This window comes from Denitrobacterium detoxificans (genome assembly GCF_001643775.1).
In the GTDB taxonomy this organism is placed as follows: domain Bacteria; phylum Actinomycetota; class Coriobacteriia; order Coriobacteriales; family Eggerthellaceae; genus Denitrobacterium; species Denitrobacterium detoxificans.
Genome location: NZ_CP011402.1, coordinates 2,322,085 through 2,343,445, shown reverse-complemented (window position 1 = coordinate 2,343,445; position 21,361 = coordinate 2,322,085). Strand labels below are relative to the sequence as shown.

14 protein-coding genes are annotated in these 21,361 nt (G+C 59.0%); 11 read left to right on the top strand and 3 right to left on the bottom strand.

Going from position 1 to position 21,361, the window contains the following annotated elements; translation table 11 throughout:
- From AAY81_RS09570 to AAY81_RS09545, 6 genes are all read left to right on the top strand, one after another.
- Positions 1-2,175, top strand: a complete 2,175-nt coding sequence (locus AAY81_RS09570) for an NHLP family bacteriocin export ABC transporter peptidase/permease/ATPase subunit (RefSeq protein WP_240480587.1) — start codon at positions 1-3, stop codon at positions 2,173-2,175.
- A 14-nt stretch (positions 2,176-2,189) separates the two neighbouring features.
- Positions 2,190-4,370, top strand: coding sequence for an ATP-binding cassette domain-containing protein (locus AAY81_RS09565; RefSeq protein ID WP_066664460.1), 2,181 nt, complete (start codon positions 2,190-2,192; stop codon positions 4,368-4,370).
- A 145-nt stretch (positions 4,371-4,515) separates the two neighbouring features.
- The gene (locus tag AAY81_RS09560; protein WP_240480586.1) at positions 4,516-5,958 is read left to right on the top strand and encodes a dicarboxylate/amino acid:cation symporter; all 1,443 of its coding nucleotides are present in this window, start codon (positions 4,516-4,518) and stop codon (positions 5,956-5,958) included.
- A 310-nt stretch (positions 5,959-6,268) separates the two neighbouring features.
- Positions 6,269-7,519: a chloride channel protein gene (locus AAY81_RS09555; protein ID WP_066664456.1), complete on the top strand. Its 1,251-nt coding sequence runs from the start codon at positions 6,269-6,271 to the stop codon at positions 7,517-7,519.
- Positions 7,520-7,705: 186 nt separating this feature from the next.
- Positions 7,706-8,491, top strand: a complete 786-nt coding sequence (locus AAY81_RS09550; RefSeq protein WP_066664451.1) for an SDR family NAD(P)-dependent oxidoreductase — start codon at positions 7,706-7,708, stop codon at positions 8,489-8,491.
- A 125-nt stretch (positions 8,492-8,616) separates the two neighbouring features.
- Positions 8,617-9,792 carry an SLC13 family permease gene (locus AAY81_RS09545; RefSeq protein WP_066664447.1) on the top strand — a complete coding sequence of 392 codons (1,176 nt, stop codon included), beginning with the start codon at positions 8,617-8,619 and terminating at the stop codon, positions 9,790-9,792.
- A 9-nt stretch (positions 9,793-9,801) separates the two neighbouring features.
- Here the strand turns inward: AAY81_RS09545 and AAY81_RS09540 are convergent, their stop codons facing one another.
- The 3 genes from AAY81_RS09540 to AAY81_RS09530 all read right to left on the bottom strand — a co-directional run bounded on the left by AAY81_RS09540 (position 9,802) and on the right by AAY81_RS09530 (position 13,549).
- A complete protein-coding gene (locus AAY81_RS09540) occupies positions 9,802-10,362 on the bottom strand; it encodes a CDP-alcohol phosphatidyltransferase family protein (RefSeq protein ID WP_205630830.1) in 561 nt (186 codons plus the stop codon).
- Positions 10,363-10,746: 384 nt separating this feature from the next.
- Positions 10,747-13,068: a lectin like domain-containing protein gene (locus AAY81_RS10310; RefSeq protein ID WP_082867979.1), complete on the bottom strand. Its 2,322-nt coding sequence runs from the start codon at positions 13,066-13,068 to the stop codon at positions 10,747-10,749.
- 208 nt (positions 13,069-13,276) lie between these two features.
- Complete coding sequence (locus AAY81_RS09530; protein WP_066664445.1) at positions 13,277-13,549, bottom strand: hypothetical protein; 273 nt, start codon at positions 13,547-13,549, stop codon at positions 13,277-13,279.
- A gap of 364 nt (positions 13,550-13,913) precedes the next feature.
- Between AAY81_RS09530 and AAY81_RS09525 the strand changes: the two genes are divergently transcribed.
- The 5 genes from AAY81_RS09525 to ptsP all read left to right on the top strand — a co-directional run bounded on the left by AAY81_RS09525 (position 13,914) and on the right by ptsP (position 21,317).
- Complete coding sequence (locus AAY81_RS09525) at positions 13,914-16,112, top strand: EAL domain-containing protein (protein WP_066664443.1); 2,199 nt, start codon at positions 13,914-13,916, stop codon at positions 16,110-16,112.
- Positions 16,113-16,394: 282 nt separating this feature from the next.
- The gene (locus AAY81_RS09520) at positions 16,395-17,348 is read left to right on the top strand and encodes a 1-phosphofructokinase family hexose kinase (RefSeq protein ID WP_066664441.1); all 954 of its coding nucleotides are present in this window, start codon (positions 16,395-16,397) and stop codon (positions 17,346-17,348) included.
- 61 nt (positions 17,349-17,409) lie between these two features.
- Positions 17,410-19,344 (top strand): PTS fructose transporter subunit IIABC, encoded by a 1,935-nt coding sequence (locus tag AAY81_RS09515; RefSeq protein ID WP_066664439.1) that lies wholly within the window; start codon positions 17,410-17,412, stop codon positions 19,342-19,344.
- 3 nt (positions 19,345-19,347) lie between these two features.
- On the top strand, positions 19,348-19,611 hold the full coding sequence (locus tag AAY81_RS09510) for an HPr family phosphocarrier protein (RefSeq protein ID WP_066664438.1): 264 nt from the start codon (positions 19,348-19,350) through the stop codon (positions 19,609-19,611).
- The gene (gene ptsP, locus AAY81_RS09505; protein ID WP_066664434.1) at positions 19,611-21,317 is read left to right on the top strand and encodes a phosphoenolpyruvate--protein phosphotransferase; all 1,707 of its coding nucleotides are present in this window, start codon (positions 19,611-19,613) and stop codon (positions 21,315-21,317) included. The genes AAY81_RS09510 and ptsP overlap by 1 nt, the downstream gene beginning before the upstream one ends.
- Positions 21,318-21,361 lie beyond the last annotated feature (44 nt).

Here is a 21,361-nt window from a genome sequence, read left to right as displayed (position 1 = left end):
GTGGAACGAACCAAGCGTCCAATTACCTCGGGCATCGCGAAAGTGCCCATGATCATGCAGATGGAAGCGCTCGAGTGCGGCGCGGCCTCGCTTGCCATGATCATGGCGTACTACGGGAAATGGATGCCGCTCGAGCAGGTTCGCGCCGACTGCGGCGTTTCGCGCGATGGCACGAGCTTGGAAAACCTGGCCAAGGCAGCTCGCAGCTATGGCTTGAACATCGAAGGCTACCAATACGACATCGAGCATCTTAAAGCGGAGGGCACTCTGCCTTGCATCGTGCTCTGGAACGTGAATCGCTACGTTGTTCTGCGGGGCTTCAGGGGTGGCAAGGCCCATCTGAACGACCCCGCTCGGGGATCCATCAAGGTCCCGATGTCCGAATTCGAGCGTTCGTATGGCGGCGTCTGCCTGTTCTTCGAGCCAACCGATTCGTTCGAACGCGGGGGCAAGCGCAAGAGCACGCTGGAATTTGCGCGCAATCGCTTGCGCGGTGCGCATGCGGCCGTTGCCTTCGTGGCCATAACGACGCTCATCGGCTATCTCTTCGAGATGACGACCCCTGCGTTCAGCAGGTTCTTCATGGATCATCTGCTCACGGGCGAAAACAAGGAACTCCTCATGCCCTTCATTGGACTGCTGGCCGCCGTTGGCGTGATGCAGGTGCTGGTAAGCGCCGTGCAGTCCATCTACTCGCTCAAGATCAACGGCAAGATGGCCATCGTGGGCAGCAGTGCGTTCATGTGGAAGGTGCTGCGCATGCCCATGGAGTTCTTCTCGCAGCGCATGGCGGGCGATATCCAGCAGCGCAAGACGACCAATAGCGTTATTGCCAGAACGCTCGTAAACACGTTCACCCCGCTTGTCCTCAACGTGGCCATGATGCTGTTCTACCTGCTGATTATGGTGCGCTATTCGATTGTTCTCACCGCCGTTGGCATACTCGCCATCGTCCTCAATTCGTTTTTGGCCAGCTACATTTCCCGCAAGCGCGTGAACATCACGCGCGTTCAGATGCGCGATACGGGCAGGCTCGACTCGACCACCGTTTCGGGCATTCAGATGATCGAAACGATCAAGTCGTCGGGCGCGGAAAATGGCTTCTTCGCGAAGTGGGCTGGGTATCAGGCATCCGTGAATGCCGCCACTACGCGTTTCGCGAATCTCAATTTGTACCTGGGCATGGTTCCCAACTTCTTGGCGAGTCTGGCGAATTACACGGTGCTCGTGGTGGGCGTCTTCCTGGTTATCCAGGGGAATTTCTCTCTTGGTATGGTCATGGCCTTCCAGGGGTATATCCAGTTGTTCATGAGCCCCGCCATGCTTACCATCCGAGCTGGTCAGACGTTGCAGGAGATGCGCACGCAGATGGAGCGCATTGACGACGTGATGGATTACCCTTCCGACCCTAACTATCGCGACGATCCCATCGATGAGCAGGCTGATTACGACAAGCTTATGGGCAAGGTGGAGCTGCGGAACATCACGTTTGGCTACTCGCGCTTGGGCGATCCGCTCATCGAAGACTTTTCCATGAGCGTGGAACCGGGGCATAGCGTTGCGTTCGTGGGCGCTTCCGGATGCGGCAAGTCCACGCTTTCCAAGATCATCGCCGGTTTGTATAGGCCTTGGGAAGGCGAGGTCCTGTTCGACGGCAAGCCCATGGCGGAAATCGACCGCAGCGTGTTCACTGGTTCGGTGGCCGTTGTCGACCAGGACATCATTCTGTTCGAGGACACCATCGCCAACAACATTCGTATGTGGGACAACTCAATCGAGAACTTCGAGGTCATTATGGCGGCGCGCGATGCGCAGATTCACGATGACATCGTTTCGAGGCCCGGCGGCTACAGCGGCATGATTCTGGAAGGTGGTCGCGACCTTTCTGGCGGCCAGCGCCAGCGACTGGAAATCGCGCGCGTGCTCGCGCAAGATCCGCGCGTCGTCATCATGGACGAAGCCACGAGCGCGCTCGATGCGAAAACCGAGCATGAATTGGTGGAAGCGGTGAAGGAGCGCGGCGTTACCTGCATCGTCATCGCGCATCGCCTTTCCACCATTCGCGATTGCGACGAGATTATCGTGCTCGACCATGGACATGTGGTCGAGCGCGGAACGCATGACGAGCTGTACGCCAAGGGCGGCGCGTACACGGAACTGGTTATCAACGATTAGCGGAGGAGGCGACCATGGGATTATTTGACGAGCAGATACGCCAGCGCAAGCAAGGCGACCAGGCGGTTTTCGAAGACTCCATCCTGCGTATGGCCTCCGCTGTGGTGGGAACCGCTACCGCGGGTTCGTTCGCCACCTCGCGCATCGTAACGAAGGAAGCCGTCGACGATATCCTGAAGTATTACGGCATCAATCCCGTGGAGATTCCTCCCGAGATAACCGACCCCGACGAACAGCTGGAATATGCGCTGCGTCCGCATGGCATCATGCATCGTATGGTGGGCCTGGGCGAAGACTGGTACAAGGATGCCATTGGTCCGATGATTGCGTATCGTGAGTCCGATGGGGCTCCCGTGCCGGTGTTCCCCAAGCCACATACGGGCTATTGGTTCCGCGATGAGCGAGGGCGCAAGACCGATGTCAATGCTCAGACGATTGGCGAGTTTGCCCACGAGGCGCGCTGTTTTTATCGCCCGCTTCCCCTGGGGGAGATTGGCATTACCGACCTGTTCGCGTATATGCGGCAATGCGTGAACGCAGTTGACGTGGGCTTGCTCGTGATTCTTGCGCTGGGCGTGACGCTTACGGGTATGGTGCTGCCCATCATCGCGAAGATGCTTACGGGTTTCGTGGTGGATACGCGAAGCTATCCCATTCTCTGGTCGTCCGCGGCGTTCCTTCTATGTGCCGCTCTTTCCCAGCAGCTCATATCGGCAACGCGCGACGTTGCCATAGCGCGCATACGCACGAAGGTGGCAACGTCCGTTTCGGCGGCGGTCATGATGCGCGTGCTCAGCTTGCCCACGGCGTTTTTCCGCAAGTACAGTGCGGGCGAGTTGGCAAGCAGATGCTCGGCCGCGAATAGCCTGGTAGATCTGCTCATTACGAACGTTGTTTCGCTGGGCGTAGCGGCTTTGTTCTCGTTGCTGTATGTCGTGCAGATTGGGCAGTTTGCTCCTGCGCTCATGCTGCCCGCCGTTCTGATCATCGTGGCTACGGTTGCGGTGAACCTTGCTACGTCACTCGTTCAGATGCGCGTTACGCGCCAGCAGATGAAATACTCTGCCAAGGAAAACGGTAAGAGCTTCGCGCTCATCAATGGCGTGCAGAAGATCAAGCTTGCCGGTGCCGAAAAGCGCGCGTTTGCCCAGTGGGCTCGTGCTTATACGAAGAGCGCCGAACTGGAGTACAATCCGCCGCTGTTCCTGAAGCTGAGCGGGGCCATTACTTCGGCCGTTTCGCTTGCTGGCGCCATCGTGCTGTATTACCTCGCGGTGGTTTCAGGCATGAGCCCGTCCGATTACGTTGCCTTCTTCGCGGCGTATGGCATGGTTATGGCTGCCTTTGCGTCGCTGTCAGAGGTCGTGCGCGCGTCCGCGCAGATTCGCCCATACTTGGAAATGGTCGAGCCCATCTTGCGCGCCGAACCCGAGGTGTCTCAGGGCAAGGAAATTCTCACCAGGCTTTCGGGCCGCATCGAGCTGAATGACGTCTACTTCCGTTACAACGAGCAGTCGCCTTACATGGCGAAGGGGCTTAATCTGCGCATCCGCCCGGGCGAGTACCTGGCAATCGTGGGCAAATCGGGATGCGGCAAGTCCACGCTCGTGCGCTTGCTGCTGGGTTTCGAAACGCCGGAAAAGGGCGCCATCTACTACGATGGCAGGGACATGGCGAATTCGGATTTGCGTTCCCTGCGTCGTCGCATTGGTACGGTTACCCAAGATGGCATGCTGTTTTCGGGCGATATCTACTCGAACATCACCATTTCCGCGCCGCAGCTTTCCGTGGAGGATGCTTGGCGCGCGGCGGAAATCGCCGATATCGCTGACGACATTCGCGCCATGCCCCGGGGCATGAGCACCATGATCTCGGAAGGGTCGGGCGGCATTTCGGGTGGTCAGAAGCAGCGTCTCATGATTGCGCGCGCCGTGGCGCCCCGCCCCCACGTTCTCATTTTCGACGAAGCCACGAGCGCCCTGGACAATCGCACGCAGCAGCAAGTTTCCAATGCGCTCGACGAGCTGAACTGTACGCGCATCGTGATTGCGCATCGCCTTTCCACCATCAAGAATTGCGACCGTATCTTGTACCTGGAAGACGGCTGCATTGTGGAAGACGGTACCTACGAAGAGCTCGTTGCGAAGGGCGGCCTTTTCGCCGAGCTGGTGGAGCGCCAACGCCTCGACATCTAGCGTGAGCAAGGGGCGGAGATTTGATCGCGCCTAGGATTACAATGACGCATATGCGGCGTATGCTCTGTGGTGGCTAGGCGCTTTTCGCTATGCATGGGTGAGAGCGTGTGTCGCGAAAGAGGGAGACGGTACGAAGGGGGTTGTTGTGAGTCCGAAAGTCGAAACCGGTGAGCCGAAGAAGACAATGAGTCTCACCACGTGGATTCTCATTTCACTCGCAGCGGGCATTGTGGTTGGCATTATCTGCTCCGTTGTAGTTCCAGAGGGTTCACCAGTTGATACGTACATGATAGAGGGCGTGTTCTACGTCTGCGGCCAATGGTTCATCCGCCTTATGCAGATGCTGGTCGTGCCGCTCGTGTTCTGCTCCATTGTGTGCGGCGCGGCATCCATGAGCGACCCGAAGCTTCTGGGCAAGGTTGGCCTGGGTACCATCCTTATGTACCTGTGTACTACGGCCCTGGCCGTTGTCATCGCCATTCTGCTTGCGCAGCTAACCAGCCCGGGCGTTGGCCTTGACATGGCTTCCATCGTGCAGGTCGAGCCGAAGGCCACTTCCACTGACCAGACCATGGCCGACATGCTCATCAACATCGTTCCCACGAACATTGTTGCGGCCATGAATAGCGGCGCCATGCTGCAGATTATCTTCTTCGCGCTCATCCTGGGCTTCATCCTGGGTCGCCTGGGCAAGAAGGTCGCCACGGTCAATCGCTTCTTCACGCAGTTCAACGCCGTCATGATGTACATGATCGGCCTCATTTTGAAGGTAGCGCCGCTGGGCATCTTCTGCCTGATTGCGCGCACGTTCGCGAATCTGGGTCTTACGGGCATCCTGCCCATGGTGAAGTTCATCGGTACGGTGTACCTGGGCCTGTTTGTTCAGCTGTTCATCGTGTACATGGTCATCCTGTTCCTGTTCACGCGCCTGAACCCGTTCCATTTCCTGCGCAAGATGCTGCCGGTTATGCTGTTCGCGTTCTCGACCAGCTCTTCCAACGCCTCCATCCCGCTGAACATGGAAACGCTCGAGAAGAAGATTGGCGTCGACGAGAAGGTCGCGTCGTTCACTATTCCGCTGGGTGCCACCATCAACATGGACGGCACGGCTATCATGCAGGGCGCCGCGGTTATCTTCATTTCGCAGGCGTTTGGTATCGACCTTTCGTTCACGGCACTGCTCACGGTTGTCTTAACGGCCGTTACGGCCTCCATTGGCACGGCGGGCGTGCCTGGCGTTGGTACCATTATGTTGGCCATGGTGTTCGAGTCCGTTGGCCTGCCCGCTGAAGGCGTTGCCATGATCATGGGCATCGACCGTCTGCTCGATATGGGCCGTACCGCCATTAACGTTACGGGCGACGCCGTGGTTACCACGTGCATGGCCAAAATGTCGGGAATGCTGGATGCGGGCGTATTCCGCAATAACGATTACGCCGCTGTAAGCGAGGAAGACCTGGTGGAGTCCGAGACCGACGAGCCCGCGGGCATTGCCGATTTCACCGCCGAAGGGGATCCCACCGAAATCGGCGAGCAAGGCGACCCTGACAAGTTCACCGATATCGAGGTGCCCCATAAGCAGAAGTAGGGTGAACGGGGGCAGAGGTTTGTTCGCCTTCTACCAGCCTTGTTCTCAAAACTGTTTAACCGCTTAGGAGCTGCGCTACCGCGCAGCTCCTTTTTGCGCGTAGTGGATTTCCGTGCTTTGGCTCACCCTATCTTAGCCATCTTGCAAGTATCTTATCCACGCGTGGCTCGATTTGGATAAGATACTGCCACTCGTTTCTCTGGCGCATCGCATGGCTCGGGCGTACACTTTGCCATGTGATTGCATATAGCGTCGAGAAGATGCAACATCGTGCATTAATTGAAGAGCGTACGAATTCGGAGGGGGCGGCATGCGTAGGGAGGCGGTTGCGAACATAGCGGCATTCGTTGCGACGGTGGCCGTGTGCATCGTGCTTGCCTTGCTCTTTTCGGTTGCCGTCGACCTGTCGTTTTGGGTGTTCACGCATGTCGAGCATGTGGCCATCTTGCTTCCCGCGGTAGGGTTTGCCACGGTGCTCTATTACGACCTGGCGCACGTGCCGTTCGGCACGGCAACGGGATCCGTTATCGAGTCGCTGCGCCAGGCGACCGCAAAGGCCCGCGCTGCCAATGGGGAAGAAGGCGCCGAATACGAGGTTCCTCCAGCCCTCATTCCCATGATCTTCCTGGGCACCTGCCTTACCATTCTCTGCGGCGGATCGGTGGGGAAGGAGGCGGGCGCTCTGCAGATGAGCATGTCCGCCGCCGCTGCGATTCGTCGGCTGTTTCACGTGAAAACCCGGCATCTCACGTTCCTTGCCTCGTGTGGCATGGCTGCTGCCCTAGCGGTGCTTCTGGGCATGCCTCTGGCCTCGGCCGTGCTTGCGATAGAGCTCATGCGGGGGTTCGACTGTCGTGTTCGTGATCTGGCTGGCGTGCTTCTGGCTGCCCTTGCGGGGTCGGCCTGCGCCCAGGCTCTTGGCGTGCAGGGCCTTGTTCCCGTGAGTCATGTGGTGTTGCCTGCCATCGCGCAGGCTCCGCAGTTCTTGCTGGTCGTTGTGGCGTGTGCGGCGGCGGGCGCGTTGTTCTGCTTTGTGGTGGTCCGGGGCAAGCAGCTTATCGCGAAGTACGTGGCTCCCATCTGGGTGGCCCCCGTCGTAGGCGGCGTGCTCGCTGCGGCGCTCCTGCTGCTGACGCCCGATGCCGCCAGCCTGTCGGGTACGGGCATGAACTACGTGGCCGCAGCGCTTCAAGGCTCGGTCGCAAGCCCTTATTTCCTGGGAAAACTCCTGTTCACGGCTTTCTTGCTCGTTCATGGGTTCAAGGGTGGCGAAATCATGCCCACGATGTGTATCGGCGCCACGTGCGGATGCTGGGTGGCCACGTTGGTGGGGCTCGATCCCTCCTTTGGCGCAGTCGTTGGCATTGTGGCGGGGCTCGCTTCTGCGGCGAATTGCCCCCTTGCGGCAGCCTTGCTGGGAGCCGAGCTGCTGGGCGTGGCGGGCATTCCCTGGATTGTTGGCGGCGCGTTCGTGGCGTTTGCATGCACCATGCGGCTGAGCCTCTACGGAAACACGTATTCGCTTGCGGCGCTCCTTCCGCGTCTGCGGCGCGTTCGTTGAGAAATTATGGAGGCGCTTGCCGCTCATCCGAGCGGTTGCGACGCTCGCCGCCCGTCGTTCCGCCAATGTTAACAGGAGGTTAACCAGACGCCTTTGGGACCAATTTGGTGCCTATACTCATCCCACGGTTCGATTGGGGTTAGGTCGAACCCACCATCTTTGTTCGGTAGAAGAGAAGAGGTATGTATGTTCGATTTTTCTGGCAAAGTAGTAGCGGTTACCGGCGCGTCTTCCGGTCTTGGCAAGCAGATGGCAGAAGGCTATGCGCAGCAGGGTGCCAACTTGGTTCTTCTTGCTCGTCGCGTTGAGCGTCTTGAGGCCAGCGCCAAGGAGTTTTCCGAGAAGTACGGCGTCGAGGTACTGCCTGTTGCCTGTGACGTTACCGACGAAGCTTCCATCGATGCTGCCGTGGCTGCGGCCGACGAGAAGTTTGGCCATATCGAGGTACTGGTGAACTCTGCTGGCGGCGAGAAGGGCACGGGCACGAAGCTCGTCGACTTCGATCGTGGCGACTGGGATTTCACGATGAACCTGGACCTTACCTCCATCTTTACGATGTGCAAGAAGGTTGGCGGCTACATGGTGAAGAACATCGAAGCTGGCAAGCAGGGCTATGGCCGCATCATTAACATCGCTTCCATCTATGGTCTGGTTGGCAATACCGCCATCCCCACCATTGCCTATCACGCTTCCAAGGGCGCCGTGGTGAACTTCACGCGTGGCGCTGCCGCCGAGCTGGCTCCGCAGGGCGTTACCGTGAATGCCATCTGCCCGGGCTACTTCTACACCGAGCTCACCACCGAAACGCTCGACACCGAGTACTTCCAGAACTTCGCGAAGAGCACGGTGCCCATGCAGCGCTACGGTCAGTCGGGCGAGCTGAACGCAGCCGCCATCTTCCTGGGCTCCGAAGAGGCCAGCTACGTCACCGGTCAGATGATCGCCGTTGACGGCGGCTACACTGCCGTGTAAATTCGCAGAGCAACATGTGCTTGCAACGGGCTCGCGCCATATGGCGCGAGCCCGTTTTCATTGCGTGTTGTTCCTTGCGTGGGTCCGGGGGTACTCCGCGTGGTGAACGTCTATACTAGCGGGCTATGTTGAACATCATTCGCATATTCGTACATAACCATGCCATGCTGTGCGTGGCTGTCGCCGCTGCGCTCGTTACGAGCGTGTTTGCCATGCCGTCGTGGGAAGAGCTGGGCGCCTCGATTGACGTGCGCGTCATCGCGCTGCTCTTCTGCCTTATGGCGGCTGTCGCTGGATTAGTGGCGCATGGTGCGCTGTCGCGTATTGCGCGTCGCCTTATCGCTCATGCCTCCAACGCGCGTAAGCTGTACGCGCTGCTCGTGTTCGCGCCGTTCTTCGTGTCGATGCTCGTCACCAACGACGTGGCGTTGCTCGCGTTCGTTCCTCTTACGGTGACCACGCTGCTCATGGCGGATCGTCGCGGCGACATTGCGCATGTGGCGGTTGCCCAGGCGGTGGCCGCGAACCTGGGCAGCATGGTCACGCCGTTTGGCAACCCGCAAAACCTGTTCATTTACCTTACGTACGACGTGAGCGCGTGGGAGTTCGCGTGCGCCATCGCTCCGTATTGCGCCTTGTCCTTCGTGCTCATCGCTCTGCGCTGCGTGGCGTGGCCGAAGACGCCGGTCGTCATCTCGGCGAGCGAGGGCAAACGTGCGCCCGTTACCGCCGAGGCGCCTGACGCAACCCGGCCTGCATCGCGCAGCCGCGTGTTCTCCAGCGAGCGCTCGTGGTGCGCGTTCTACCTGGTGCTCTTTGTGTTTGGCGTGCTTGCGGTCGTGCGGCTTGTTCCCTGGCAGATTGCGTGCGTGGTGGTTGCGCTTTGCGTGGCGCTGCTTGACCGCACAACGCTGAAGCGCGTTGACTGGTCGCTACTTGCGACGTTCGTATGCTTCTTCGTGTTCTCGGGCAATATGGCGTGCATTCCCGCTATCGAAGGTGCCCTTACCTGGGCGGTGGGTCAGGCGCCCTTTGCGACGTCGCTGTTGGCAAGCCAGGTAATCAGCAATGTGCCCAGTGCGGTTTTGCTCTCGCATTTCACGGGGGACTGGCATGCGCTGCTTCTGGGCGTGGACTTGGGTGGGCTGGGTACGCCCGTTGCCTCGCTTGCAAGCCTTATTGCGCTTCGAGCGTTTCGCCTGGTGCCCGGTTCCACCACGCGCGAATTCATGGTGCCGTTCCTAAAGCTGAACGTGGCGTTCCTCGCATGCCTTGTCGTGGCGTATGCCCTGATGGGATAGTCGTACGGCCTATCCCCAGTCGAGCCCAAGCCGAATGTAGTGGCCTTCCTGGATGACCGCGAAGGTGGCCGCAATGCAGGCGGGTATGGCGGGGATGACCGCGCCGAAGAGGGGGATGACGAACGGCACCAGGAACACCAAGACGCCCGCTATCTTGTTTGCCGTAGTGTGCGGCGCGATGAGGCGTCGGTACATGAGCAGGCCGCCGGCCAGGTTGGCAATCTTTTCGACGGCGATTACGGCAATCCAGATGAGCAGCCAGAGCGGAAGCGAGACGGCGGGCAGGATGGTTGCCAGGCAGATAGCAGCAAGAACGATGTCAGCAATGCTGTCGAGCTTTTCTCCGAATTCGGTTTCCGAGCCGGTGGCGCGTGCGATAGCGCCATCGATCATGTCGGTGATGCCCGCTGCTGCGAGCAGTGCGAGAAATGCGGGAGAAAGGGGCGTTTGGGTGAGAAGTGCAACGCTGAGCGCGATGCGGGAAAAGGTGAGCACGTTTGCCACGGTGGCGTACCGCGACGTGGCGAAGATGTTGGTGCGGGCGTAACCCGGAGTGCTATTCCAGGCCATACGCGCCGTCCCTCGCATGTGCACGGATGGGGTTCGTTTGTGCTGCGTTTACCGTGGGCATACGTTTCAAGCTGGAATGATTCCCCATGAATCCCTCCATTCCGCCGCCGCGCTGGGCGGCTTGGCCGCTACCGACGGCCAGTGAAACGAAAAGCTCACAACATGTGCAATATTACCCCCTTTGAGGCAACAATATGTAGGGTACTTCACAAATGAAAGAAATTGTTTCCCAATTGTTGTTAATCTAGGGGTTGTGGTCGAGGGGCCAGCGATGCCCACAGCTGGTGGCGTTGAATGGGCCGCAACGTAAAATCCCCCGGCAGGATGTGACTCTCTGCCAGGGGATTACGTCTGCCTAAGGCGCGCTTGCGGAATGCGGTGCTACTAGGAGGTAGCCTTCAATCCGTACCAGCCAATTCCTTCAGCCTGCCAACCAAGGGCAATGAGCGAATCGTTCTCTTCCTTGCTGGTGGTGTAGTTGTGGGCACCGGAGGTCGCATTGGGATTGTACTGGCGGTACAGGGGCGTTCCCTCTTCGGGGTCGCTATACCAGCCTACGCCCTCGTAGTTCCATCCAAGCTTGACGAGGCCAGTCATTTCCTCTTCGCTCATCGTGTAGTGATGGTCTCCGCCATTGGGGTTGTACAGACGATATACGGGTATGGTGCTTGAAATCGGTGCGGTCCAGCCAACGCCTTCGTACTGCCACCCAAGATCGACGAGGCCGTCGCGCTCAACTTCGCTGGCGGTGTAGAAGTGCTCGCCGCCGTTGGGATTGTACAGACGGTACATCTCGGTTGTGGAATCGACGGGAGCCGCTTCGGCATATGCCTTGATCGAGAAGTTATCGACGGGCGCGCCATCGATTTCGGCGGAAGTCGCTTCCAGGTAATCGCTCCAGTCTTGCCATGCCCCATCGGCATACAGGTAGCTTTCGCCCTTGTTCACGACGGCTTGGCACCAGGCTGGTGCTTTCTGTTCCTGGGCGGTCTGCTTCGACAGGCCCTTGTTGGCCGAAGCGTTGTAGATGCGCTGCCCGCTGTCGTCCAGGCGGGAGGACGTTGCGACGACCGAGAACTTGGTGCCGGCGGGGATGGTGACGGTCTGGTCCAGGTCGATGCGATGGAACCCAGCGTATAGGAAGTTGGTCGAGGTGCGCGCAACCAGCTCGCCATCAGTGGGGTTTTGCGCGTTGTCGTTCAACAGGTATACCGCAAACGTCACGCGCATGTTTTCCTGCGAGGTGCGCGTGGACACGCTCTTAAGGACGGTCGGATCGACTTCCTCGAACACGTTCGCCGAGCTCACCACGCTCGAAGAGTCGGGCGTATCGTAGAAACCCCTGACGGCGGGCATGTAGTCATACTGCATGGTGTAGAAGCCGTCCGAAGAGGCGAGATTGGTCGAGAACTCCATCGTCTCCGCTTGGACGACCGTCTTATCGTAGTACGACAGGTAGAAGTATCCCGTGTATTCGCCTTCGTCATTCAAAAGGCCATATTCGTTGCGGTTGAATCCGTCGGCCGTGGCGTCGGCGGTCGAACCCCAGCTATTCTTGACGATCCAAGCGCCATCGCCGGGCGCGGCGGTCTTGAAATTGTCTTTGGAGTAGGAATCGTCCCAGCCCACGATGCATACGGCATGAGTGGGGTTCAGGATGTCGCTGGTGTACTGGTTGTACATCGAACCATGCACGCCATCGCTCATGGTGTAGGTTCCGCTCTGGTCTGCGTGGTATACGAGGCTGACGCCGCGCCCGTTCAGCAGCTCTTGCTTAATGGCGGTCTGCGCCGATTCGTTGAGCGTTGTCCTCGTTTCGTAATTGGTCCAGTAGTCGGGCATGATATTGCCGTTTTTCAAGAGGAACCCCGAGGTGAGGAGGCGGTTGGACTGTCCCTCGTTATTGGTTTCGGGGATGGTCCAGTCGTCGTACTTAGAATAGGTCCTATCTACCTTGGACTTTTCGAGCATGCTGTTTACGTAAAATTCGAACAGCTCATCTACGGTTTTGCCCGTGGATGCCGACTGGGCTTGCATGAATTCGTCGTACGTCATTTCCCGGGATGCCGCAAGGAGCTCGAGCTGGCTCTTGGTGTCTGCGGCAAGTACATCGGGATGCGCTTCGTAGTACTCATCCGTGGCAATCTTTTCGGCACCCTGGAAGGGGAACGCCGATTCTGGCAGGGGGCCTACGCCCTGGGAGAAGAGCGTGGTGATGTAAATGGGCAAGCCACCCGCATCGTATGCCGCGGTGTCGGCATCGCTGAAGAGGTGCAAGCCTTCGCCCACCTGGGTCGAGTCAACGGCTTCCGTTACCGGATGCAGCGAGAACCAGGTGAGGTGCTTTTCGGAAAGGTCGAGTCCCGAAGACGTGTAGGTTGAGCCGTACGAAGAGAGAACGGAGGTTTCAGCGGCTGCGATGCCGCCGAAGGCCCAGCAGTTTTGCCAGGGATTCTGCAGCTTGACGGAGGTGACGAGATCGTCGCTACGCAGGTCGTACGTGGTTGGCAGCGAAGCTTGGGCGGTGAGTTTACTCGATGCGTCTTGCCCGTCGTCAATTGCCCAAGCTGGTACGTCGTTGGCCTGCGCGTTGCTTGGTGCGGCGAATGCGCTTGCGACGCCTGGCGCGAATGCCAACGAGAATGTCATCGTCACGGATGCGATGACGGAAACGGCCGATCGTTTCCACTTCGGGTTACGTTTCATAAGCCCTCCATTCCGTCGTCGTTGCAGGAAGTACGTTTCGTGCCGGCAACGTGATAAATAGGAATGCCCCCATACGAGCGAAGTATACGCGCCGTAATTGGGCGGCGAGAGGGGGTGATGGGCGTTATCTGGCGTTTGTTTCCAAGTCGTAGCGGGCGACGTGGGCAAATACACGTCGGCGCGCAAGCAGGCAGTGGCCCGTTTGCGCTTATGCCTTTTTCGCGTCTAGTGCCTTGTTGCGCGCGAAGATGATCCAGTTTGCAGCCAGTGCCGCCAGGTTTAGGAAGTAGACGATGAGGACCCAGTTTACGGTGCCGCCGACGAATTTGGCGGTAATGCCGGCAACATAGCCGAGCGTGATGAGCGCCAGGAACATCCACGAAGTGCCTGCGGCGGTGCGCGCCTTCCAGGCTTTCATTGCGTTGATGGGCCAGGAAAGACCGAAGCATACCAACATAATCGCTTCGAGAACTGCAGCCATGAATAAACTCCTAATCATGAAATGGACCTATGACGGTATAGACCCTCGTACATCGCGCGTCCATGCACGGGGCGATTCCTCACAGGAACGATATGCGCAGGCGTAATCGCGCAGGGGCGGCGACGGACGCGGCTTGGGTTGGCGCGCTGGCTGCAATTCATGCGCCAATCGCCGCGAGGAGGCATGCTGCGATTGCCGGTTTCATGGGTATATTGTGCTTGGCTTCCATGTGGGCATACTTTATATAGTGCCTGATGGGACACTTTGTTCTCTCGTGTGCCATATTGGTATCAGAAATGTGCCAATAACCTTTTGGGGCGTAAAATGTGCTTGGGGGGTATGGTGTGCATAGGGGTTGGTTTCCATGGCGAAAATGAGAATCCTTGGAGGGCTTGTTGCGGCTCTCATTTTCGCGTTCGCGATTACTTGTTTCGGCGTCCTTGCTCCTGCCTCTGCATTTGCCGATGACGCCAATGAAGTCCTTGTGGTGGGCGTGCCCACCGATCGCTGTCCCATCATCTACCGGGATGCCGAAGACGGGGACCCCGTGGGAATTGGCGTTGACCTTCTGACGGCTGCGGCCGAAGACGCAGGCTATACGGTCGTATTCAAGGAAATCAAGGAAGCCAATCTGAAAGAGGCCCTGGATGCTACTGACTACGACGTGCTCATGCCATTCGGCAGCGCCATACGCAGCGCTTCGGGGCAGGAAATCGTAGTAACCGACAATCTCATCCAAACACCGTTTACCCTGGTGACCGAGGGGGAGCGCACCATGCCGTCGCTTGGTAACTTGTGCGTGGGCATGCTCGAGTCCCAAAGCGGCGTGGCGGATACTGTTCAGGGCCTATACCCTGGCGTGGAAATCAAGATGTATGCGACTATGGACGACGGCGTGAGAGCTCTCCGCGCGGGCGAAGTGAACGCGCTGCTTCATAACTCGTACTTCTGGAGTTACATGCTGCAGAAGCCCGCGTATGCGGACTTGCAGGTGCAGCCTGCCACGATGTTTGCCATGGACTTTCGCGTGGGGGCTTTGGACACTCCCAGGGGACGAGAGATTATCGATCGTTTGAATGGGGGCATCGGGTCGCTGACCGATACGAAACGTCAGGCGGTGGTTCTCGATTACACATCGCGTCGCCTGTACCGCTACGACCTCTTCGATTACGTGCATCAATACGGCGTGGTTGCGTTGGCCGTTCTTGCGCTGTTTGCCATGCTGGTGATTATCGTTTTGCTTCGGCGTCGAACAATGCGCTTGCAACAGGAAGAGGAAGTTCGCCGCCTTATCGACATCGACCCGCTTACGGGTGCGCTCAGCATGGAAGGCTTCCGCAAGCGGGTGACGGAGCTGCTGAAAGAGCACCCCGATACCCCCTACCTGCTGTCGTACAACAACATAAAGAACTTCAAGTACATCAATGACAGCCTTGGCATGGAGGCAGGCGATGAGCTGCTCAAGTTCTGGGTGAGCACCTCCAAGAAGGTGCTTGGCGATGACGAAGCCATTGGGCGCGTCGAAGGAGATAAGTTCGCCGTGCTTCGCAGCATTGCCAAAGAGGGTCAGGTTCTCCAGGACGATTTGGACGTGTTCGAGCCCCTGCGCAACTACTTCATTAACCAGGGACGGGAAAACCAGGTGCGCATCTGCAGCGGCATCTACGTCTTGACTCCAGCCGATCATGAGAATGTCGACGTCGATCGCATGCTTGACTTCGCGCGCGTTGCGGAAGAGCGCGCGAACAAGACGGGGAAGGGCGGCTACGAGTTCTACAACGCCGATCAATGGCGCAAGGAGAGGCGTGATGCCGACATTAGCAGCCATCTTTCCATTGCCCTTCAGTCGGGGGAAATCCAAGTGTGGTATCAGCCGCAGGTCAATTACGAGACAGGTGAGCTTGTGGGGGCCGAGGCGCTTTGTCGTTGGAAGCATGCGACGTTTGGATGGCTGAGCCCCGCGGAGTTCATTCCCGCCCTTGAGGAATCTGGGCTGATCTATGACTTGGATTGCTACGTGTGGGAACAGGTGTGCCGCGACCTTCAAAGATGGAATGAGCAGGGGAGACGTCTGGCCGTTTCGGTGAACGTTGCGCGCAGCGACGTTCGTGACGACAAGAATCTGCTCGAGCATTTCACGAGCCTTGTGCAACGGTACGGAGTGGACCCAAGCCAGCTTCACATAGAGATTACCGAGACGGTGTATATGAGCGATCCCGAATTGCTGATTCGCACGGTTTCCCGCTTGCGGGAACATGGCTTCCTGGTGGAAATGGACGACTTCGGCAGTGGCTATTCGTCGCTGAACATGCTCAAGGAGATGCCCGTCGACCGCATTAAGCTCGATCTTCGCTTCCTCACCGAAACGGGGGACCAGGTGAAGGGAGGCATCATCGTGAACCATGTGGTCAAGATGGTGCGCGCGTTGGGGATGGACATTCTTGCCGAGGGCGTAGAGACCGTCGATCAGGCTGCTAACCTGCTGGAATGCGGCTGCCTTGAGATGCAGGGCTTCTATTTTTACAAGCCCATGAACGTACGCGAATTCGAGCGGATTGCCTAGATGGGTCGTAGTGGGGCGTAAAAATGCCGTTTGCCGATATTCCGGCCATTCATAGTGTAAATGTGATACCAACGCGCTTTGCCCATGATACCAGCGCGTCATTGCTACCATGTGCGTTTGGCCGTATTCGACTGCGCTCGTATTTGCGAGGCAGCAGTGCGAGTGCCGCCGTTTCGGGAGTCTGTGGGGTAGGGCCGCATTCTAAATGAGACCAAACCAATAGACTTACGATGGTTTTGTTCGTATGATGGACCAGGGGCTTACCCGGGGAAAGGTGTCGCCGTGATTTACACGATTACGTTCAATCCAGCCATAGATTGCGTAATGCGCGTGGACGATCTCGCCTTTGGGCGCATCAATAGGGCCGCTTCTCAGGAATTCTTCTTCGGCGGCAAGGGCGTCAACGTTTCCTACGTTCTGAGCCATTTGGGCCGCACGAGCACGGCCTGGGGTTTCATTGCCGGTTGGACGGGTGCGGCGCTCGAAGCTGCGCTCCAGGAAGACGGCATTCCCACGGGGTTCATTCGTCTTCCCGCAGGCAACACGCGTATCAATGCGAAGTTGAAGGGGACCGTTACCGGTGGCGATTCCAGCGAGGAAACGGCTGTCAACGCTGCGGGTCCCGTAATCGACGAGGCTTCCCTGCAGCGCTTCTTTTCCCAGCTCGACCAGGTTCGTCCTGGTGACTTCGTCATCCTTTCGGGCGGCATTCCCAAAGGCACGCCGAAGGATATCTACGCACGCGTCATGCGGGAACTCGAAGGACGCGATGTCCGCGTGGTGGTGGACGCCACGCAGGACGTTCTTATGCTTTCGCTTCCTTACCGCCCGTTCCTGGTGAAGCCCAATGACGAGGAGCTTGCGGAAATCACGGGATGCGACCCCCTGGACGAGCAGGCGCTCGCCGACGGCGCGCGTATGCTGCAGGAGCGTGGAGCCCAAAACGTGCTGGTTAGTCGTGGCGGACATGGCAGCTTGCTGCTTGATGCCGCGGGTCGTCTGCAGTTCGCCCCTGTTATCGCGGGCACGCTGGTGAACAGCGTGGGTGCCGGCGATAGTACCGTGGCTGGCTTCGTGGAGGGTTTCTTGCGCGGAACCGAGGCGGGGCTTCCCGAGACTCAGGTGTACGACGAAGCCTACAAGCTTGCGCAGGCATGCGGGAGCGCAACCGCGTTTTCGCCTGGCCTTGCGCCTGCCGAATTGGTGAACGAGCTGCTTGCGCGGCTTGAGTCATAGTGTTGAGCGCCGCCGCAGCGCTTGATGCGGCAGAGATTCTTGTGAGAAAGGAGAATCCTCCATGAGAATCATCGATTTGCTGGCGCCCGAAGCCATTGAGCTTGGCGCGTCGGCCGCATCGAAGTCTGATGCGATTGACAAGTTGATTGGTCTGCATGAGGCCGCCGGCAACCTGAGTGATGTTGCCGCGTATCGCGAGGCTATCCTGGCTCGCGAGGCTACCGGCACGACCGCCATTGGCGAGGGAATGGCTATTCCCCATGCTAAGACCGATGCCGTGGCGAAGCCCGCACTTGCGGCCATCACCGTTCCCGAGGGTGTCGATTACGACGCTCCCGACGGCAAGGATTCCACCCTTCTCTTCATGATTGCGGCTCCCTCCGATGGGGAAGTGCACCTGGAGGTGCTCAGCCGACTCATGACCATGCTCATGGATCTCGACTTCCGCGAAGCCCTTATGGGCGCGGGTAGCGCGCAGGAATTCCTGCAGCTCATCGACGCGAAAGAGCGCGAAAAGTTTGGCGAGCCCGAAGAGGCTACCGCTCCCGTGGTCGTAAAGGAAGCGGCTGACGATCGCATTCGCGTGCTTGCCGTGACGGCGTGCCCCACGGGTATCGCTCACACGTACATGGCCGCCGAGGCGCTCGATCAGCAGGCCAAGAAGATGGGCGTTTCCATCAAGGTCGAGACGAATGGCTCGGGCGGTGCGAAGAACGTTCTCACTGCCGACGAGATTGCCGCATGCGATGGCATCATCGTGGCTGCCGACAAGAACGTGTCCATGGCCCGCTTCGATGGCAAGCCTGTGTACATCACCAAGGTTGCCAACGGCATCAACAAGCCCGAAGAGCTTATCAACAAGGTTCTGAATGGCGAAGCTCCCGTGTACCATCATTCGGGTGCCGCTGAATCCACCGCCGACGCTGCGGAAAGCGAAAGCGCTGGCCGCCGCGTGTACAAGCACCTCATGGAGGGCGTTTCCCATATGCTGCCCTTCGTGGTTGCCGGTGGTATCTTCATTGCCCTCGCGTTCCTCATCGACACGGTCATGGGCGCTCCGCAGGACGGTACCTTTGGCTCGGCTACGCCCGTTGCCGCATGGTTCAAGGGCGTTGGCGGCATCAGCTTCAACTTCATGCTCGCCATCCTGGCTGGCTATATTGGTCGTTCCATCGCCGATCGTCCTGGTCTGCTGGTAGGCTTCGTGGGTGGCGCCATGGCTGCTGCGGGCTGCACGTTCGCCGCTCCCGCTGGCACGGAAGTGTCGGCTGGCTTCCTGGGCGCCCTGCTTGCTGGCTTCGCCGGTGGCTACTTCATGAAGTGGATCGAGCACATTTGCGAGCACATTCCGCAGGCGCTCGATGGCATGAAGCCCGTGCTCATCTTCCCGCTCATTGGCCTTGCCTTCATCGGCCTGGTCATGTGCGCCGTGAACCCCGCCATGATCGCTTTGAACCAGGCAATCAGCGACTTCCTAAACAGCCTGGGCAATGCGAAGATCCTGCTGGGCATTCTGCTGGGCGGCATGATGGCCATCGACATGGGTGGCCCGATCAACAAGGCTGCGTACCTGTTCGGCACCGCCTCCATCGCCAATGGCGACTACGACATTATGGCTGCCGTAATGATCGGCGGCATGGTTCCGCCGCTGGCCATTGCTCTGGCCTGCACGTTCTTCAAGGACCGCTGGACGGAAACCGAGCTGAAGAGCGCTCCCGTGAACTACATCATGGGCCTGTCGTTCATCACCGAAGGCGCCATTCCCTACGCTGCTGCCGACCCCCTGCGCGTTATCCCCGCTTGCGTTGTTGGCTCCGCAGTCGCTGGCGCCATCTCCATGGCATTTGGGTGTACGCTTATGGCCCCGCATGGTGGTATCTTCGTATTTGCCGTAGTTGGCAATTGGCCCATGTACTTGGTTGCTCTCGCAGTTGGCGCGGTTGTTGGCGCCCTTATGCTGCGTATTCTGAAGAAAAAGGTTTCGAAGGAAGGATAGGACATGTTCTCCGAGAAGGTTACGCTCGTCAATCCCCAGGGCTTTCATATGCGCCCCGCCAGCCTGATCGTGGCCGAGGTGGGCAAGCATGACGCTACCGTTACCATCGTGCGTGATGGCAACGAGATTCCCGGCAATAGCCTGATGGCCATGATGGCCGCCGGCATCAAGTGCGGCGAGGAAATCGAAATTCGCGCCGAGGGCCCCGAAGAGGAGGCTGCCGGTCGCGCCATCGTCGACTTCATCGCATCAGGAATGGGCGACTAATGGAGCTGAAGGGCATCGCTGCCAGTGCCGGACTGGGCATTGGCACTGTCGTAATCATCGAGGAGCCTTCCCTGGAGTATTCCAGCCATGCCGTGGAAGACGCGGCGGCGGAAGCCGAGCGCCTGAAGGCCGCCATTGCAAGCTATATCGAGTACACGAACGCGCAGGCCGACGCCGTGCGCGAGTCGGTAGGCGCCAAGGAGGCCGAAATCCTCACGGGCCATGTTGTCATGATCAACGACCCGTATATGCAGGGCGAAATGGTGAAGCTGGTCGATGGTGGCTCGTGCGCCGAGGATGCGCTCGTGCAGATTTGCGACATGTTCGCGAACATGTTCGAGGCTACGGGCGACGAGCTAACCATGCAGCGCGCCACCGACGTGCGCGACGTGAAGACGGGCGTCCTTGCCGAGCTGCTGGGACAGCGTCCCGTGGACATGGGCTCGCTTCCCGCTGGTAGCGTCGTCGTGACGCACGACCTCACGCCTTCCATGACGGCGGGCATCCGTCCGGGCACCGTGGTGGGCTTCGTTACCGAAACAGGTGGCCTTACCAGCCACTCCGCCATTTTGGCGCGCGCCATGGAAATTCCCGCCGTGCTTTCGGTGCCCAACGCATGCGGTCAGCTTGCCGTGGGTATGCAGGTTATCGTCGATGGTGGTACGGGCTCGGTTGCCGTGTTGCCTTCCGCGGAAGAGCTGGAAACGGCCCGTGCCGAGCAGGAGCGCCTCCTGGCGGAGCGCGCCGAGCTCGCACAGTTCGTCGGCGTGTCCACGGTTGCGGCTTCGGGCGAGCGGTTCGAGCTGTTCGCCAACATCGGCAAGCCCGACGATGCCACGCAGGCTATGGAGCGCGATGCCGAGGGAATTGGCCTCTTCCGCACGGAGTTTCTGTTCATGGACGCTATGTCCATGCCCACCGAAGACGAGCAGTTTGAGGCGTACAAGAAGGTCGCGCTCATCTGCAAGGGCAAGCCGGTCATCGTGCGCACGCTCGACGTGGGCGGCGACAAGGAAATTGGCTACATGGGCTTCGAGCGCGAGGACAACCCGTTCATGGGCTATCGTGCCATTCGCTATTGCCTGTCCAACGAGGACATGTACCGCGCCCAGCTGCGCGCTATCCTGCGCGCCAGCGCGTTTGGCGAAGTGCGCATCATGGTGCCCTTCGTGACGTGCGTCGATGAGATTACCGTCGTGAAGGCGCTCGTGAAGCGCTACATGCAGGAGCTCGACGCCGAGGGCGTTGCCTACGATGCCAACATTCAGGTGGGCGTTATGGTGGAAACCCCCGCTGCGGCGCTTGTGGCCGACCTGCTCGCGCAGGAGGCCGACTTCTTCAGCATCGGCACGAACGACCTTACGGGGTACACCATGTGCGCCGATCGCGGCAACGATAAGGTGCGCTACCTGTACTCCACGTACAATCCGGCCGTGCTGCGCAGCATTCGCCGCATCATCGAGTGCGGCAATGCAGCGGGCATTCAAGTGGGCATGTGCGGCGAAGCTGCTGCCGACTCGTTGCTCGTTCCCCTGTGGATTGCCTTTGGTCTGGGCGAGTACTCCGTCTCCGGCACCAGCGTACTTGCCACGCGCAAGAGCATTTCGCTGTGGAGCAAGGAAGACGCATGCGCGCTGGCCGAAAAGGCCATGCAGCTGAAGACCGCCACCGAGGTCTACGACCTGCTGAGGGAATCGGCTCGATAGCTGTTGCACTCCATTGCCTTCAAGGGCCCGCATGGCATTGCGCC

Excerpts from the sequence above, each read along its gene's own strand:
- AAY81_RS10310 (WP_082867979.1), bottom strand. The coding sequence starts at position 13,068 with ATGAAACGTAACCCGAAGTGGAAACGATCGGCCGTTTCCGTCATCGCA.
- AAY81_RS09540 (WP_205630830.1), bottom strand. The coding sequence starts at position 10,362 with ATGGCCTGGAATAGCACTCCGGGTTACGCCCGCACCAACATCTTCGCC.
- AAY81_RS09530 (WP_066664445.1), bottom strand. The coding sequence starts at position 13,549 with ATGGCTGCAGTTCTCGAAGCGATTATGTTGGTATGCTTCGGTCTTTCC.
- AAY81_RS09545 (WP_066664447.1), top strand. The coding sequence starts at position 8,617 with ATGTTGAACATCATTCGCATATTCGTACATAACCATGCCATGCTGTGC.
- ptsP (WP_066664434.1), top strand. The coding sequence starts at position 19,611 with ATGGAGCTGAAGGGCATCGCTGCCAGTGCCGGACTGGGCATTGGCACT.
- AAY81_RS09525 (WP_066664443.1), top strand. The coding sequence starts at position 13,914 with ATGGCGAAAATGAGAATCCTTGGAGGGCTTGTTGCGGCTCTCATTTTC.
- AAY81_RS09550 (WP_066664451.1), top strand. The coding sequence starts at position 7,706 with ATGTTCGATTTTTCTGGCAAAGTAGTAGCGGTTACCGGCGCGTCTTCC.
- AAY81_RS09510 (WP_066664438.1), top strand. The coding sequence starts at position 19,348 with ATGTTCTCCGAGAAGGTTACGCTCGTCAATCCCCAGGGCTTTCATATG.
- AAY81_RS09515 (WP_066664439.1), top strand. The coding sequence starts at position 17,410 with ATGAGAATCATCGATTTGCTGGCGCCCGAAGCCATTGAGCTTGGCGCG.
- AAY81_RS09565 (WP_066664460.1), top strand. The coding sequence starts at position 2,190 with ATGGGATTATTTGACGAGCAGATACGCCAGCGCAAGCAAGGCGACCAG.
- AAY81_RS09555 (WP_066664456.1), top strand. The coding sequence starts at position 6,269 with ATGCGTAGGGAGGCGGTTGCGAACATAGCGGCATTCGTTGCGACGGTG.